Below are 14,626 nucleotides of genomic sequence, written 5' to 3' on the forward strand. Positions count from 1 at the left end.
ATCAGCTCAAACCCAAGCCACCGCCAACAACCCCGCCCCCAGCAGCGCACACAACGGCGAATACACCCAGGTATCCAGCCGCGCAAATCGCGAACCTTTCACTTCCTTGAAAAATCCGACCAGATTCGAGTCACCGATCGCTCGGGCGAACATCAACAACGCTATTGCGCTGATCACCCATTGCAGTGCCTTGTGCTGCACCGCCGGCACGCCCCAACCGACCCGCATGCAAACCAGCGCGGCAATTATCAGCAGCGCAGCGGCGACTGCCAGCGTCAGCCAGCCTGAGGGCTTGAAGGCCGGGCGTACCGAGGCCACGAAGCCCGACACCGGCACCTGCGGCACCACCACCGCAGCCGCCCATTGCCCACCCAACGCCCAATACACGTGCATCAGGCCGATTGCCGCGAAGACAGTCACCAGCCATTGAGCCAACACAAAGGTCATGGTTGAAATCCTTCAAAGGGATTTGAACAAACCATCCTAGTCGGATTTTTTGGCCGTGCACGACCGGTCGGCGGTGCGCTGCGTTGACCGCGTTATTTCAGATCAGCCGTCACCTTGTCAGCCACATCCTTGGGTAACCAGGCCTGCCACACGTCCGGATGCGCTTTCATGAACGCGACCGCCGCCTCACGAGGTGCGGTGTGCTTGTCACTCATATCCGCCAGTGCCTTGTTCAGCGGCTCGATGGGAAAATCGACCTTGCTGAAGAATTCGGCAATTTGCGGGTTCTGCTTTTGAAACGGCGTAGACACGCCAATCGACAGCTTCGATGCCAGCGAGCGGGTTGGTTTCGGATTGGGATTATCGGCATCTGTCAGCGTCTTCCACGCCTCGGCATCGAACGGCGGCTCTTCCAGCTGCACCAGTTTGAATTTGCCAAGCAGCGGCGTCGGCGACCAGTAATAGAACAACACCGGTTTGCCGCGACGAATCGAAGAGCTGATCTCGGCATCCAGCGCAGCGCCGGAGCCGCTGCGGAAGTTGGTGTAGTCGTCCTGCAAGCCATACGCCGTGAGCTTCTGCTTGTTGACCACTTCCGAAGTCCAGCCGATCGGGCTGTTGAGGAAACGCCCTTTGCCCGGGCTTTCCGGGTCTTTGAACACGTCCTTGTATTTCTTCAGATCAGTGACACTGCGCAGATCCGGCGCCAGCGGCTTGATGCCTTTGGCCGGATCGCCCTTGATCACGTACTCCGGCACCCACCAGCCTTCAGTGGCGCCTTTTACCGTATCGCCCAGGCCGACCACTTTGCCCTCGGCTTCGGCCTTGACCCAGACCGGACTGCGTCCGGCCCACTCCTCGCCAATCACCTGGATGTCATTGTTGGCCAGCGCGGTCTCAAGCGTGATGGTGGTCCCGGGCAAAGTGTCGGTCGGCAGGCCATAGCCTTTCTCGACGATAACCCGCAGCACCTCGGTAATCAGGCTGCCGCTTTCCCAGTTCAGGTCGGCAAAGTGCACCGGCGCCTGTGCCGCCTGCAGCGATTGCGCTGACGTCAGCAAACCAAAGGTGGCCACGCTGGCGGCCAATAACCGTCGAAATCCGTTCATGCATCGCACCTCGTGCTGTTCACAGCAATGGCAGTTGGCCTGACAGAAACGCAAGCCTCTGAATGACTCAGTCAACTGACTTTAGCCGAGGTTCCTGCTTTTTTCGGGGTCTGCTGCGCGCGGTGTTACGTTTCAGACTTTTCCTGCAGGCTTTGCAGCTCACGTCTGACCATGCTGGCGTATGCCGCCGGTTGCAATGCATAGAGCTGCGACGCTACCCAACTCAGCCAGGCACCTTGCAGTTCGGCCTTGCGGGCGAACAAGCGCTGAGCTTCTTCGCGTGCGCTGTCGAAATTTTGCGCATGGAAATCCGCGCGCTTCACTCGCTGGCCTTGAAGGTCACCAGCTCGCCCTTGCGCCATTTGGCGGCTTTGGCAGTGACGGCTTTGAGGGTTTTGGTCAAACCTTCCTGCAGCTGCTCATTGGCGGCGAACACGGTGACGACGCTATGGCCTTCCTTGAACAGGATCGCGTGACCGTCGGCCGTGCTGACAAAGGCGTAATCGCCCAAGCCGTAGACCGTCAGTTTGATGTCGCGAAAACGAATGTCCATCTTGCCGCCTTCACGGCTGGGCAAAACTGACGCGATGAAATGGTCGCCAACCTTGAGTTTGAGTCCCGGTTTGTCATCGACTACCAATGCACTTTCGGTGTCGATTTCGGCGATGTAAATGCCTTCGGCGTTTTGCTCGGTGATGTAAACAAAACGTGATTGGAATTGCTTGACCAGCTTTGCACGCAAATCACCCAGCACGAACAAAGCATGCATATCGAGGTTACTGACTGCCAAAGAAACATCCCCACATTTGAAAAACCGCGCAGCGAAAAACGCCCACGGCAAAGAAACGGCCAGGCCGATGAAAACTGCAAATACATTCAAACACCCGAAGCGAGCAAAGCACTCTTGAATCGCGAGGTTCGTAGACTACTGGATTGTCATTAGTGAAACCTGCTCTGAAATCGCCAAAGCTTGAAGGAAAACGCCTCAAGTGCGACTAGAGCAATTCTGACTACGAACTTCAGGGAAATTTCTCACGAAAAAAAGCACTTTTCCGACATATCGCTGGCGAAAAATTGCTTTAGATAAGCCCGGTCGTCAACAGGTACTGGCGATTCTAGAGCAGCGATGCTCATTACGACTACCCGCAACGGCCGTTAAATCCCGGCCGACTGATGAAAAGGACTTCATATGTGCACTTTGACTCATTTTGCCACGTCGGCTGACGCGCGAATCACCCCATCTCTGACGATGAAGGTTGCCGACCTCGACAACCTTCCGACATCTTCTAACAATCATCGAACCCCGCACTTTCAAGTGGTGCCGGCAGGTATTGCGTTCTTTCACATCAAGGAGATATCCACGGGACGTGTCAGAGGTTTCCGCGGCAATCACAACGAAGCCTGCGCCCTTGCCCGCTCGCTTGAATCAAAAATCGAACTCCGCGCCAGCGCCTGCCTCTGATAAGGGAGTGAACGAACAAGCCGTACCGGCACCAACCCAGGAGTAGATGATGGAACTGCCAACCGAGCTTAACCTGACCACCCTTTTCGAACAGCTGGGCCTACCGGCCGATGAAGCGTCGATCAATAATTTTGTCGAAGCCCACCCTTTGAAATCTGATATCAAATTGATCGATGCCGATTTCTGGACGCCCCAACAGGCGCAACTACTAAAAGAGTGGCTGCGTGAGGACGGCGAAGAAGCGATAACTGTCGATGAGCTGAACGTGCGCCTGCATCGCGGTAAATAAGGGCGATCAGTGCAGGCTGTCGCCGGGCTCGATGTTCAGTTGTTCGAGCCAGGCAGCCTTGCACTCCTCCGCTTCATCGCGACTGGCGAAGGCTGTGCCGCGTCGCTCCCCGTTGAGCAAAACCACCCAGCACACACTGCGCCCCATCGCGCGTAAGCCGGCCGGAACGCCGCTGCCGATCATTACTGCCACATCCACCCTGCACTGCATGTGCCCTCCGAAATAATTAGCTACCTAACTAAGTCGTCAGATTAAAGCTTTCCTTCGGGAGGAAACAGCAACCGCCGTGCACAGATTCATTGCGTCAACGGTAACAATCTCAGTGTGGGTTCTCAGGTTTATAGCCCAGCCGCAATCCGCCCCAATGCCGGCCCTTGATCATGATCGGCACCGAAAGATCATGCATCAGCTCACCCGTATCGCGCGTGTAAGTCTGCAGCAAAACTGGTTGTTGATGGCTGCCGCAACGGATGCCCGTGCGGTCAGCGAATTTGCGTTTGGTGCGGTTATTTACCGTGTCGACCTGCACATCACCCGTCAACGGCTGGCTGAATGCCTGGTTATGCGTCGGTACATAACCCTGCTGCGTGCAGGCGATCGCGAAAACCAAACCTTCATGACGCGTTAACAGAGGCTCTTGAATCGCGGGCAAGACCTGATCTGTGTACTGATCAAACCTGGTCTGAAATTTGGCTGGTTCGGTACCCGGAATCGGCTGGTAGCTGCGATCGAACAAATCATCCAAGCTGATCCGCCCCTGCTCGACATCCGCCTCGAAGCGCGCTGCGATCAGGCTCGCACCTTCGCGCGCCAGGTCATAAATGCGCTGGTGATAGTCGTCCAGACCGACTTCGGCCAAGCGTTCGCTGATGGTTTCCGCCTGCCCTTCCATCTGCACCGCTGCCTCGGCGAGGCGGCGGGTCTGCTGATCGCTGATCGCCAGATCGCTACGCATTTGCTCAATCGCGCTGAACAGCGCATCAAGCTGCTCGCGATTGGTTTGCGCGCCACGGGCGATTTCGCTGACCTGGGTTTCCACTCCGGCGGCAAGTCGCGCGATGTTCTCCAGATGCTGACCGGTGTGCTCGACCTGTTCGACGCCAGTATGCAGATCACTCGACAACTCGCGAATCTGCGCCACCACTTGCGCGGTGCGCTGCTGAATGTCTGCAACCATCTCACCGACTTCGCCCGTGGCCGCCGCCGTCCGTGCCGCCAATCCGCGTACTTCATCGGCGACCACGGCGAAACCGCGACCATGTTCGCCCGCCCTGGCCGCTTCAATAGCTGCGTTCAAGGCCAGCAGATTGGTCTGGCTGGCGATCGACTGAATCACCAGCGTCACCCGCTGAATGTCGTCGCTGCGCACACTCAGGGCCTCGATCAATTCGCGGCTGGCGTTGGCGCGCTGACTGAGTTGCTGCATGCGCGAAATCGAGTCGAGCAGTTCGCTGCGCCCCGCCGCGCTGCTGTAATGCGCTTGGCTGGCGGCGTCCAGCGCGTCGCGACTGAGCTGTGAAGTCGCCTGTTCGGTGGCGATCATCACTTCGGCATTGCTGACGATCTGCGCCGCCGCGTCGAGTTGCGATTCGAGTTTGTTCGCCAGCGCCTTGACCGAGAACGCCACGCCGGCGGCTGACAGTGCGTTGTGACTGGTGGTGTAGGAGAGATCGCGAGTCAGTGCGGACAATGCGCTCGCACTATCGACCGGGACAGCAGCTGGAACGTTGCGCGAACGCAGGCGCGGCAGCCAGACAATCAGTATCGCCAGCGGCATGCCGAGGTAGAGCGACCACTCGGCCATAGCCATGCCGGCCAGCAACAGCATCAGGGCGATGCTTTGCAGGGTCGGCGCGATCCAGCGGTTTTTCGGCAAAAGCACTGGTGCAGGCAGCGCCGCAACCAGAGATCCATCTCTCGTCATCTTGATCACCCCACGTTTGTTCTCATTGTTGTGACTGCATTAAACGCCACTACAACGCCATTATCCATGGTCCGTTAGTCGTGGGGTCTGTGGCAGGTCAATGGAACGACGGGGGAAATAGCGCAGACGAGCAAAAACAAAGATCGCAGCCTCCCGCAACTCCATGTAGAAGCTGCCGAAGGCTGCGATCTCTTGCAGGCGCCCCCCTATTCAGGGGCCGCCATGGAATCAGGCCTGACGCTGGTGCTTGTCGATCTGCTCGTGACGCTCTTGAGCTTCGATGCAGTATTTGGTGGTCGGGCTGATCAGCAGGCGCTTCAGGCCGATGGCCTCGCCGCTGTCGTCGCACCAGCCAAAGCTGTCGTCCTTGATGCGCTCAAGAGCTTGTTCCAACTGCGGCAGCATGCGCTGGTCGCGATCGATCGCGTTGACCAGCCAGGTGCGCTCTTCTTCAACCGAAGCCGCGTCCGCCGGGTCAGCCGGGGTGTCCAGGCTTTCGATGGCGATACGGTTTTGCTCAATGCGCTCGTGGGTTTCGACTTTCATGTTCTGCAACAGCTCAGTGAAGAAAGCGTGTTGCTCTGCATTCATGTAGTCATCTGCCGGCATAGCCAGCAACTTGTCCTTTGTCATTGATATCTCTATAAAAAAACGTGCATTAAGGCGAATAAGGGAGCGTTTCGGCGAACCGTGTCGGCCGTCGAAAAGGCATCGTTTTATTGCAAACGCCACCCGGCACTCAATTTACGAGGGGCGGCAGTCTAAGGCCCGATCAAGGCCTCAGCAACTGTAAATACAGGGAATTTGTCCGACAGGACCAGGAAACTGCTCTGACACAGGCTTCACACGGCCATCGGAGTGCGTTTATAGCAAGAAATTCACTCCAGCGGCTGTATATAGAAGACAAACGGCTAACCATGCCGCCATCGACAGCGGAAATTATTCTCGCAAGGTGCATCGTTTCAGCCCGGCAGAGCCCGCGCAGCCCTTCTATGATCAGGCTTACCGCGTGATCAACCCGCCCGAAGGATGTCCTATGCCCCGCCCCGATCTGCCGGCCGCCGACGAACTTTCGCTCGCCAGCCCCCCGATCACTGCCGAGCGTCTGCTGCAAACGATTAGCGACGAATATGACGCCCTTCCGCGTCAGCTTAAACGTATCGCCAGTTACATTAGCCAGCAGAGCGAGCGAATCATGGTCGACCGCATCAGCGACATCGCTCGTGAATGCGAGGTGCATCCGTCCGCCATCGTGCGTTTTTCGCAGCGCTTCGGGTTCAGCGGCTTCAGCGAAATGCAGGCGCTGTTCCGCCAGGCCTGGACGCACAAGGCCACGCCGGCGCAGAACTATCAACAACGCATCCGCAGCCTGATCGCCAACAAATCGCAGACCGCCAACAGCGGCGAGCTTGTCCGCGAGTGCATCGACGCAACGCTATCGGGCATCGAACGTTTGGGCCGCGAACTGGATGGGGCTGCGTTCGACAAAGCTGTCGATCTCATCGTCAATGCCGACGACATCTATGTGGTCGGGGTCCGCCGTTCGTTCGCCGTCGCCGATTATCTGGTTTACAACCTGCAGCACACCCAGAAGCGCATTCATCTCGTCTCCGGCATCGGCGGCAGCTATCGCGAGCAAATGCGCAGCGTGCGCGCCAACGACCTGGTCATCGCCATCAGTTTTGTGCCCTACGCCAAGGAAACCCAGCACTGCCTGCGATTCGCACAACAGCAAGACGCCAATGCCCTGATCATCACCGACAGCCCTCTGTCGCCACTGGCGAAACTTGCCAATAGCGTGTTGCTGGTCAATGAAGGCAGTGCGCTGGCCTTTCGTTCGCTAAGCGCGACACTGTGTTTATGTCAGGCGCTGTTTGTGGCGGTGGCCTATCGGCTGGAACTGAATGTCGATGAGATTCACGAACAACCCGGATTCGACGACTGACAATTGTCTCAGGCTCGGCTAGGTTATGCGTTCCCACCGGTTCGACTTGAAGGAACGCGTCATGAAACTGATCGGCATGCTCGACTCTCCCTACGTGCGCCGCGTAGCAATCTCCGCCAAATGCCTGGGGATTGACCTCGAACACGAGTCGGTCTCGGTATTCCGCCACTTCGAGCAATTCCAGCAGATCAACCCGGTGGTCAAAGCGCCCACGCTGATTCTCGACGACGGCGTGGTCCTGATGGACTCGACCCTCATCCTCGACTACCTCGAAGCCAGTTCCGGCAAGAGCCTGCTGCCCAGCGATCTCACACAACGCGCCCACGCCCTGCGTCTGATCGGCCTCAGCCTCGCCGCTTGCGAAAAAGCCGTGCAGCTGTATTACGAACGCAACTTGCGCCCGGCCGACATTCAGTATCAACCTTGGGTTGAACGCGTTGAAGGCCAACTCGCCGCCGCGTTTACCGCCCTGGAAAAAGAACTTGAGCAAATTGACTTGCCGGTCGACGGCTCCCTCTCCCAGACCGGCATAAGCCTGGCGGTTGCCTGGAGCTTCACCAACCTCGTCGTGCCCGATCAGGTCGACTCCGCGCGCTATGCGCGCATCGCCGAATACACCGCCTACGCAGAAGGCACCGATGCGTTCATCAGCACACCGATGACCTGACCATGAGCACGACCGACACCGCCGCCCCGGCGTTAAAGGAAATCTTCAACGCCGAGCGCTTGCAGCACATCGCTGACGAAATGAGCGCGGTGTACCCGGCATTCAAGGCCAAGGCGTTTCTCAAACACGCCCAGGACGGACTCGCTGAATTATCAGTGATGCAACGCATGGCCCGCGTCGCCGAAAGCCTGCATGCCGTGCTGCCGCTGGACTACGAGGATTCCCTCCAAGTGCTGTTCGAACTCGCGCCACGGCTGAACAGCGGCTTCGTCAGCATGTGCCTGCCGCATTACGTCGCGAGCTATGGCGGGCACGCCTTCGATACCTCCATGGACGCCCTGAAGTACTTCACCACCTTCGGCTCCTCCGAGTTCGCCATCCGCCATTTTCTGCGCGCCGACCTTGAACGCTCGCTGGAACGGATGCACGAGTGGACCCGCGACGAAAACCACCACGTCCGCCGCCTCGCCAGCGAAGGCAGCCGCCCTCGCCTGCCGTGGTCCTTTCGGTTGGAAGCGGTACAAGCGGATCCGCTGCTGGCCGCCGGGATACTGAATCGGTTGAAGGCGGATGAGAGCTTGTACGTGCGCAAGTCCGTGGCGAATCATTTGAATGATGTGACGAAAGTGCATCCGGAGTGGGCGTTGGACACGATTGAAGGTTGGTCGCTGAACAACAAGCATACGGCCTGGATTGCCAAACATGCGCTGCGCAGCTTGATCAAACAGGGCAACGTGCGCGCGCTGACGGTGATTGGCGCAGGGGCGAAGGCTGAGGTTGAGTTGTTGGATGTGCGGGTTGAGCCGGCGGTGGTGAGGTTGGGGGACGCGATTACGTTGTCGTTTACGGTGAAGTCGACGGTGGCGCATGAACAGCGGCTGGTGATCGACTATGCGATTGAGTATGTGAAGGCGAATGGCGGGGTTTCGAGGAAGGTATTCAAGTTGAAGACTCTGGGATTAGCGGGGTTCGGGACTGAGGTAGTGCGACGGAATCAAGTAATCAAGGATTTCACGACGCGCAAGCATTTCGCTGGTCGGCATGGGGTGCAGGTGATGGTTAATGGGGAGGTGTTGGGTAGTGCAGGGTTTGAGGTTTTGATTTGAGAAATGAGTCATTGATTGGTCTTGAAGACCGGTCGCGAATCAGTGCACTGGCAGCCGTGCATCGATAATGAGCGCGGCAGCACAATGGACAAACTCCCGCCTTCAGTAGTTACCAACTTCCGTATGGGACGCCGAATTAAGCCCTGAGGGAGCACCCGTTGTCACAAGCACTTTCAACAGCGTATGGCGACTCCACGGGCCGCAGTACTCAGGCACGTGCGCGATCAATCGGTATCCGCAGCGGGTGTACCAACGGGCGACGTCGTCATCCAGTGTTTCGATCAACGCATCTACGCATGCTCTTTCAACCGCTAATGCCTCAAGCTTGTGCAACACCTGAGTACCCAGCCTGGTTCCACGCCATTGCGCGTTGATCCACAGGTAATTGACAAACAGACGCCTGAATTCGGTTCTACCGGAAGCGCCGCCGATTAGTGCCCCGTTCTCCATCAGCGAACAGGCGATGGCCTCAGCTTGTCCGCCGCGAGCCTCGGACAAGGCTCGGCCATGCTGTAAGACGCCGTCACTGATGGCCTTCATGGTGTCCGGATTGATGTCGCGAACGGTAAGCCATTCCCTCATTGCTGCTCTCCATTGCTAAAAGTCCTTGGCGCTTTCAAGCAAAAGAGGAGCCAACCTGAGATCTTCCCAGCAACAACTCCTGCTCTGCCTCACACAACCCCACCACATAATCCCAGACTACCCGCAGCCGCACCGATTTGTGCAACTCCCGCCGCGTGCTGATCCAATAGCTGCGTTCGATGCTTTCATCCGGCAGCAGCGCCACCAGATCCGGGTCGGACGCGGCCATGTAACACGGCAGCACGGCGATGCCCAACCCCGAGCGCGCCGCTTCCTGCTGGGCGATGACGCTGGTGCTGTGAAAGACCACGCGCGGGCTGCGGCAGAAGCTGTTGAGGAACATCAGTTCCTGACTGAACAGCAGGTCGTCAACGTAACCGATCCACGCATGTCGGCCCAGGTCTTCGCGGCTATGCAGCGGTGGCGCTTTGTCGAGGTAGGTCTGGCTGGCGTAAAGCGCGAGCCGATAGTCAGTGAGCTTGCGCGTGACCAGCATGTCGGCGGATGGCCGTTCGAGGTGGATGCTGATCTCCGCTTCGCGGTTGAGGATGCTGACGAAGCGCGGCACGGCGACCAGTTCCACCTCCAATCCCGGATAACGCTCGAACAAGCCAATCATGCGACTGGCGAGAAACTTGATGCCGAGGCCTTCGGTGACGCCGACGCGGATCTTGCCCAGCGGCGCGGTGGACTGGGTGATTTCTTCCTGCGCCAGCAGCGCGACGTTTTCCATCGCTTCGGCGTGCTTGAGCAGCGCCTCCCCCGCCGGGGTCATTTCATAGCCCTGGGCGTGCTGGACGAACAGCGCAGTGCCGAGGCTTTTCTCGATCGATTCAATATGCCGCGCCACTGTCGCGTGGGTGGTGTTGAGCCGGCGCGCGGCAGTGAGCAGGCGGCCGCTGCGTTGCAGCTCGAGAAAAAAGCGCAGGTCGTTCCAGTCGAACATGGCGGGTCCTTGTCGGCTATCGTCGTTGCACGCTGTTTGAAAACGCACAGCGGCTGCGCAAAAACTAACATTCTTTTAACGAAAGCTAACAACTAGAGTGTCCGACAATAAAAACAAAAAGCGAGGTCAGGGCATGCAGACGTCCCTGGATGAATTCGACTACATCGTGGTCGGCGCCGGCCCCGCCGGTTGCTTGCTGGCCAACCGGCTCTCAGCGGATCCACAGCAGCGGGTGTTGCTGCTCGAAGCCGGCGGACGCGACAACTACGCCTGGATTCACATTCCTGTGGGTTACCTGTTCTGCATCGGTAATCCGCGCACCGACTGGTGCTTCAAAACCGAACAACAACCGGGCCTCAATGGCCGCGCGCTGAGTTATCCGCGCGGCAAGGTGCTGGGCGGCTGTTCGTCGATCAACGGCATGATCTACATGCGCGGCCAGGCCGGCGACTATGACGGCTGGGCGGCCGCAGGCAATCCGGGCTGGGCCTGGAAGGATGTGCTGCCGCTGTTCAAACAGAGCGAAAACCACTTTGCCGGCGGCGCTGAATTTCATGGCGATCAGGGTGAATGGCGGGTCGAACAGCAGCGCCTGTCGTGGCCGATTCTGGATGCCTTTCGCAGCGCTGCCGAGCAAAGCGGCATCGCCAGCATCAATGACTTCAACCAGGGCGACAACGAGGGCTGCGGTTACTTTCAGGTCAACCAGAAAGCCGGGGTACGCTGGAACGCGGCCAAGGCCTTTTTGAAACCACTGCGCAGTCGGGCGAACCTGACTGTGCTGACCGGCGTCGAGGTTGATCGTGTGTTGCTGGAGAACGGCCGCGCGGCGAAAGTCAGCGCGCAGCATGAAGGTCAGATCAAACAGTTCAAGGCGCGCAAGGAGATTGTTTTGTGCGCCGGTTCAGTCGGCTCGCCGAGCATTCTGCAGCGCTCCGGGATCGGTCCGCGGCCGCTGCTCGAACGCTTGGGCATCGGCGTGATTCATGAGCTGCCGGGGGTCGGCGGCAACCTGCAGGATCACCTGCAACTGCGGCTGATCTACAAACTGGAAAACGCCCGCACCCTGAACCAGATCGCCGGCAGCGTGTGGGGCAAGATGGGCATGGGCCTGCGTTATCTGTATGACCGTAGCGGGCCGTTGTCGATGGCGCCGAGTCAGTTGGGCGCATTCGCCCGCTCCGGTCCCGAGCAAACCTCGGCGAACCTGCAATATCACGTGCAACCGCTGTCGCTGGAGCGCTTTGGTGAGCCGCTGCACAGCTTCCCGGCGTTCACCGCCTCGGTGTGCGACCTGCGCCCGCAGAGCCGTGGACGCATCGAGATTCGCTCGGCCGATCCGCAAGCAGCGCCGCTGATCCAGCCCGATTACCTCAGCCATCCAGAAGATCTGCGCGTCGCCGCCGATGCGATTCGCCTGACCCGGCGCATCGTCAGCGCCCCTGCCCTGCAAGCGTTCAAACCGGTCGAATACCTGCCCGGCGACAGCTTGCAAAGCGAAGAACAATTGCATGAAGCGGCGGCGAAGATCGGCACGACGATTTTCCATCCGGTCGGCACCTGCCGCATGGGCAATGACGGTGACGCGGTGGTCGATGCGCAATTGCGCGTGCATGGTGTGCCGGGTCTGCGCGTTGCCGATGCGTCGATCATGCCGCGCATCACCTCGGGCAACACCTGTTCGCCTACGCTGATGATTGCCGAGAAGGCGGCACAACTGATTTTGTCCAGATCTGCAGATATCTCCCCTGTGGGAGCGAGCCTGCTCGCGAATGCGGTAGCTCACTCAGCCTAGGAGTTAACTGACAAAAAGCTTTCGCGAGCAGGCTCGCTCCCACAGCAATCATCACCAGACTCAGGCATCGCGCATTACCGGACACGCAACACCAGTGGAACAACAAAAACAATCACTGTGAGGGATACCGATATGTCAGAACACGTTCAGCCGCTGGACGCTGCGGGCAGCGCCGAGACCAGCAACGCCACGCAGAAAGTCATCTTCGCTTCATCACTCGGGACGGTGTTCGAGTGGTATGACTTCTTCCTCTACGGCGCCCTCGCGGCAGTGATCAGCAAGCAGTTTTTTGCCGGGGTCAATGACACCACGGCGTTCATCTTCGCGCTCATGGCGTTCGCCGCCGGCTTCATCGTACGGCCGTTCGGTGCGTTGGTATTCGGCCGTCTGGGTGACATGATCGGGCGCAAATACACCTTTCTGGCGACGATCATTCTGATGGGCGTGGCGACGTTCTGCGTCGGCCTGCTGCCGACCTACGCCAGCATCGGCATCGCCGCGCCGATCATTCTGGTGGTGCTGCGCATGCTTCAGGGCCTGGCGCTCGGTGGCGAATACGGCGGTGCGGCGACCTACGTGGCCGAGCACGCGCCCATCGGCAAACGCGGCTTCCACACCAGCTGGATTCAATCCACCGCGACCCTCGGCCTGTTGCTCTCGCTGCTGGTAGTGCTCGGTTGCCGCTACTTCACCGGCGACCAGTTTGAGGTGTGGGGCTGGCGCATTCCGTTCCTGCTGTCGATCGTCCTGTTGGGCATTTCCACCTGGATTCGCCTGAGCCTGCACGAGTCGCCGGCCTACCTGAAAATGAAGGAAGAAGGCAAAACCTCGAAGGCGCCGATCCGCGACTCCTTCGGCAAATGGGAAAACCTCAAAGTCGTGCTGATCGCCCTGTTCAGCATCAATGCCGGGCAAGCAGTGACCTTCTACGCCGCGCAGTTCTATGTGCTGTTCTTCCTCACCCAGTTCCTGAAAATGGACCCGGCGGTGGCCAACAGCCTGTTGATCATCAGCGTGGTGATCGGCGCGCCATTCTTCATCTTTTTCGGCTGGCTCTCGGACAAGGTCGGGCGCAAACCGGTGCTGATGCTCGGTCTGTTGCTGGCCACCGCGCTGTACTTCCCGATCTTCAAATCCCTGGCCCACTACGCCAACCCGGCGATCGATCAGGCCAGCCGTCAGGCACCGATCACCGTCCTCGCCGATCCCGCCACTTGCACCTTCCAGTTCGATCCGGTGGGCAAGGCCAAATTCGACAGCCCGTGCGACAAGGTCAAGACCTTCCTGGTCAAGCAAGGCCTGCCCTACTCCAGCGTCGCTGCACCTGCGGGCAGCGCCGTGCAAGTGAGTGTCGGCGACGTGAAGCTGGATGGTTTCGATGAGGCGGCACTGCGCGGCGCGATCACCCTCGCCGGCTACCCGCAACAAGCCGATATGCAGCAGATCAACAAACCGATGATCGTCGCCCTGATCGTCGCGCTGATCATCATCTCGGCCATGTGCTACGGCCCGCTGGCCGCGTTGATGGTCGAACTGTTCCCGACCCGCATTCGCTACACCTCGATGTCGCTGCCCTATCACATCGGCAACGGCTGGTTCGGCGGATTCCTGCCCACCGTGTCGTTTGCGCTGGTGGTGTACACCGGGGATATTTTCTACGGGCTGTGGTATCCGGTGCTGATCACCGGGGTGAGCCTGGTGGTGGGGATGATCTGTCTGCGTGAGACGAAGAATATCGATCTCGATAAAAACTGAAAAACCCGCTGACAACAATGGCGAGGGAAGCGATTCTCTCGCCATTTTTTGCTTCAGGCGCCCGCTTTGATCACTTCGAATTTCACCTGGTCCGGATAAAACGCCACATAGTTGCGGATCGGTTCAACCGAGATCTTGGGTTTTTCGTAAGTCCACACCGCATTGGCGCCCTCATGCCCCGGCACTTGCAGGCTGAAGTAATTGGCGTCGCCCTTGTACGGGCAATAGCTGGTGTGGTCGGTGCGGGCGAAGTATTTTTCGTCGATGTCTTCGCGCGGGATGTAGTACACCGGCGGATAGTTGGCTTCGTTGAGGATCATCGCGTGAGAGGACGCGGCGACCTGGATGCCGTGGAACTTCACCAGCAGGCAGCCGGCAAGTTGTTCCAGGCTGATCACGGGACTGGGGCTTTTCATGAGGTTCTCCTGAGCACAGCGAAGAGACCGGTTCAGGTATAGCTGATGGTTGCGCAGCTCGACTGGATTACGGCCGAACGGCTAAACCTCCTGCAACGCTTTTATCTGTATATCCATACAGATAAAAGTTGCTCCCGCCGCGAACTCCCGCCATCCTGTGCCCTCTCCACACACCAACCAGCG

General features: G+C 58.8%; 17 protein-coding genes. 7 read left to right on the top strand and 10 right to left on the bottom strand.

All coding sequences use genetic code 11. The features are described 5' to 3' along the window. Positions 1-6 precede the first annotated feature (6 nt). The 4 genes from ACZ9BE_RS13240 to ACZ9BE_RS13255 form a co-directional block, all read right to left on the bottom strand. Positions 7-447, bottom strand: a complete 441-nt coding sequence (locus ACZ9BE_RS13240; protein WP_353187595.1) for a DUF3995 domain-containing protein — start codon at positions 445-447, stop codon at positions 7-9. A 92-nt stretch (positions 448-539) separates the two neighbouring features. Further along, on the bottom strand, positions 540-1,556 hold the full coding sequence (locus ACZ9BE_RS13245; RefSeq protein WP_236168660.1) for an ABC transporter substrate-binding protein: 1,017 nt from the start codon (positions 1,554-1,556) through the stop codon (positions 540-542). Between the two features lie 125 nt (positions 1,557-1,681). Then, positions 1,682-1,879, bottom strand: a complete 198-nt coding sequence (locus tag ACZ9BE_RS13250; protein ID WP_476249539.1) for a hypothetical protein — start codon at positions 1,877-1,879, stop codon at positions 1,682-1,684. After that, positions 1,876-2,346, bottom strand: coding sequence for a hypothetical protein (locus tag ACZ9BE_RS13255; RefSeq protein ID WP_039763128.1), 471 nt, complete (start codon positions 2,344-2,346; stop codon positions 1,876-1,878). Before ACZ9BE_RS13255 ends, ACZ9BE_RS13250 begins: the two co-directional genes overlap by 4 nt. 459 nt (positions 2,347-2,805) lie before the next feature. Here ACZ9BE_RS13255 and ACZ9BE_RS13260 point away from each other — a divergent pair, with 459 nt between their 5' ends. Beyond that, positions 2,806-3,018 carry a hypothetical protein gene (locus ACZ9BE_RS13260; RefSeq protein WP_236168680.1) on the top strand — a complete coding sequence of 71 codons (213 nt, stop codon included), beginning with the start codon at positions 2,806-2,808 and terminating at the stop codon, positions 3,016-3,018. Between the two features lie 49 nt (positions 3,019-3,067). Beyond that, on the top strand, positions 3,068-3,307 hold the full coding sequence (locus tag ACZ9BE_RS13265) for a DUF2789 family protein (RefSeq protein ID WP_056789253.1): 240 nt from the start codon (positions 3,068-3,070) through the stop codon (positions 3,305-3,307). Between the two features lie 6 nt (positions 3,308-3,313). Here ACZ9BE_RS13265 and ACZ9BE_RS13270 read toward each other — a convergent pair whose 3' ends face one another. The 3 genes from ACZ9BE_RS13270 to ACZ9BE_RS13280 form a co-directional block, all read right to left on the bottom strand. Further along, the gene (locus ACZ9BE_RS13270) at positions 3,314-3,517 is read right to left on the bottom strand and encodes a hypothetical protein (protein ID WP_016775093.1); all 204 of its coding nucleotides are present in this window, start codon (positions 3,515-3,517) and stop codon (positions 3,314-3,316) included. Between the two features lie 109 nt (positions 3,518-3,626). Next, the gene (locus ACZ9BE_RS13275; RefSeq protein ID WP_476249540.1) at positions 3,627-5,231 is read right to left on the bottom strand and encodes a methyl-accepting chemotaxis protein; all 1,605 of its coding nucleotides are present in this window, start codon (positions 5,229-5,231) and stop codon (positions 3,627-3,629) included. A 228-nt stretch (positions 5,232-5,459) separates the two neighbouring features. Then, on the bottom strand, positions 5,460-5,864 hold the full coding sequence (locus ACZ9BE_RS13280) for a TraR/DksA family transcriptional regulator (protein WP_016775095.1): 405 nt from the start codon (positions 5,862-5,864) through the stop codon (positions 5,460-5,462). 403 nt (positions 5,865-6,267) lie between these two features. Between ACZ9BE_RS13280 and ACZ9BE_RS13285 the strand changes: the two genes are divergently transcribed. The 3 genes from ACZ9BE_RS13285 (at position 6,268) to ACZ9BE_RS13295 (ending at position 8,949) form a co-directional block, all read left to right on the top strand. Continuing rightward, positions 6,268-7,176 (top strand): MurR/RpiR family transcriptional regulator, encoded by a 909-nt coding sequence (locus tag ACZ9BE_RS13285; RefSeq protein ID WP_041480819.1) that lies wholly within the window; start codon positions 6,268-6,270, stop codon positions 7,174-7,176. Positions 7,177-7,237: 61 nt separating this feature from the next. After that, positions 7,238-7,843 carry a glutathione S-transferase gene (locus ACZ9BE_RS13290; protein ID WP_252867782.1) on the top strand — a complete coding sequence of 202 codons (606 nt, stop codon included), beginning with the start codon at positions 7,238-7,240 and terminating at the stop codon, positions 7,841-7,843. Positions 7,844-7,845: 2 nt separating this feature from the next. Next, a complete protein-coding gene (locus tag ACZ9BE_RS13295) occupies positions 7,846-8,949 on the top strand; it encodes a DNA alkylation repair protein (protein ID WP_252886369.1) in 1,104 nt (367 codons plus the stop codon). Positions 8,950-9,051: 102 nt separating this feature from the next. On the opposite strand, the gene ACZ9BE_RS13300 is transcribed toward ACZ9BE_RS13295, so the two are convergent. Together ACZ9BE_RS13300 and ACZ9BE_RS13305 are read right to left on the bottom strand one after the other, a co-directional pair. Further along, a complete protein-coding gene (locus tag ACZ9BE_RS13300; RefSeq protein WP_056789243.1) occupies positions 9,052-9,531 on the bottom strand; it encodes a GNAT family N-acetyltransferase in 480 nt (159 codons plus the stop codon). Between the two features lie 34 nt (positions 9,532-9,565). Further along, entirely contained in the window at positions 9,566-10,477 is a 912-nt protein-coding gene (locus tag ACZ9BE_RS13305; RefSeq protein ID WP_150635036.1) for a LysR family transcriptional regulator, read from the bottom strand. A gap of 133 nt (positions 10,478-10,610) precedes the next feature. Between ACZ9BE_RS13305 and ACZ9BE_RS13310 the strand changes: the two genes are divergently transcribed. Continuing rightward, the gene (locus ACZ9BE_RS13310) at positions 10,611-12,272 is read left to right on the top strand and encodes a GMC family oxidoreductase (RefSeq protein WP_150635035.1); all 1,662 of its coding nucleotides are present in this window, start codon (positions 10,611-10,613) and stop codon (positions 12,270-12,272) included. A 132-nt stretch (positions 12,273-12,404) separates the two neighbouring features. Then, on the top strand, positions 12,405-14,027 hold the full coding sequence (locus ACZ9BE_RS13315) for an MFS transporter (protein ID WP_476249541.1): 1,623 nt from the start codon (positions 12,405-12,407) through the stop codon (positions 14,025-14,027). 53 nt (positions 14,028-14,080) lie between these two features. Here ACZ9BE_RS13315 and ACZ9BE_RS13320 read toward each other — a convergent pair whose 3' ends face one another. Beyond that, positions 14,081-14,443: a DUF427 domain-containing protein gene (locus ACZ9BE_RS13320; RefSeq protein ID WP_431078056.1), complete on the bottom strand. Its 363-nt coding sequence runs from the start codon at positions 14,441-14,443 to the stop codon at positions 14,081-14,083. Positions 14,444-14,626: the final 183 nt, after the last annotated feature.

This window comes from Pseudomonas sp. TE9122 (assembly GCF_056278925.1).

Coding starts and splice junctions, on each gene's coding strand:
- ACZ9BE_RS13320 (WP_431078056.1), bottom strand. CDS start 14,443: ATGAAAAGCCCCAGTCCCGTGATCAGCCTGGAACAACTTGCCGGCTGC.
- ACZ9BE_RS13305 (WP_150635036.1), bottom strand. CDS start 10,477: ATGTTCGACTGGAACGACCTGCGCTTTTTTCTCGAGCTGCAACGCAGC.
- ACZ9BE_RS13280 (WP_016775095.1), bottom strand. CDS start 5,864: ATGACAAAGGACAAGTTGCTGGCTATGCCGGCAGATGACTACATGAAT.
- ACZ9BE_RS13245 (WP_236168660.1), bottom strand. CDS start 1,556: ATGAACGGATTTCGACGGTTATTGGCCGCCAGCGTGGCCACCTTTGGT.
- ACZ9BE_RS13240 (WP_353187595.1), bottom strand. CDS start 447: ATGACCTTTGTGTTGGCTCAATGGCTGGTGACTGTCTTCGCGGCAATC.
- ACZ9BE_RS13300 (WP_056789243.1), bottom strand. CDS start 9,531: ATGAGGGAATGGCTTACCGTTCGCGACATCAATCCGGACACCATGAAG.
- ACZ9BE_RS13295 (WP_252886369.1), top strand. CDS start 7,846: ATGAGCACGACCGACACCGCCGCCCCGGCGTTAAAGGAAATCTTCAAC.
- ACZ9BE_RS13260 (WP_236168680.1), top strand. CDS start 2,806: ATGAAGGTTGCCGACCTCGACAACCTTCCGACATCTTCTAACAATCAT.
- ACZ9BE_RS13265 (WP_056789253.1), top strand. CDS start 3,068: ATGGAACTGCCAACCGAGCTTAACCTGACCACCCTTTTCGAACAGCTG.
- ACZ9BE_RS13290 (WP_252867782.1), top strand. CDS start 7,238: ATGAAACTGATCGGCATGCTCGACTCTCCCTACGTGCGCCGCGTAGCA.
- ACZ9BE_RS13310 (WP_150635035.1), top strand. CDS start 10,611: ATGCAGACGTCCCTGGATGAATTCGACTACATCGTGGTCGGCGCCGGC.
- ACZ9BE_RS13275 (WP_476249540.1), bottom strand. CDS start 5,231: ATGACGAGAGATGGATCTCTGGTTGCGGCGCTGCCTGCACCAGTGCTT.
- ACZ9BE_RS13270 (WP_016775093.1), bottom strand. CDS start 3,517: ATGCAGTGCAGGGTGGATGTGGCAGTAATGATCGGCAGCGGCGTTCCG.
- ACZ9BE_RS13285 (WP_041480819.1), top strand. CDS start 6,268: ATGCCCCGCCCCGATCTGCCGGCCGCCGACGAACTTTCGCTCGCCAGC.
- ACZ9BE_RS13315 (WP_476249541.1), top strand. CDS start 12,405: ATGTCAGAACACGTTCAGCCGCTGGACGCTGCGGGCAGCGCCGAGACC.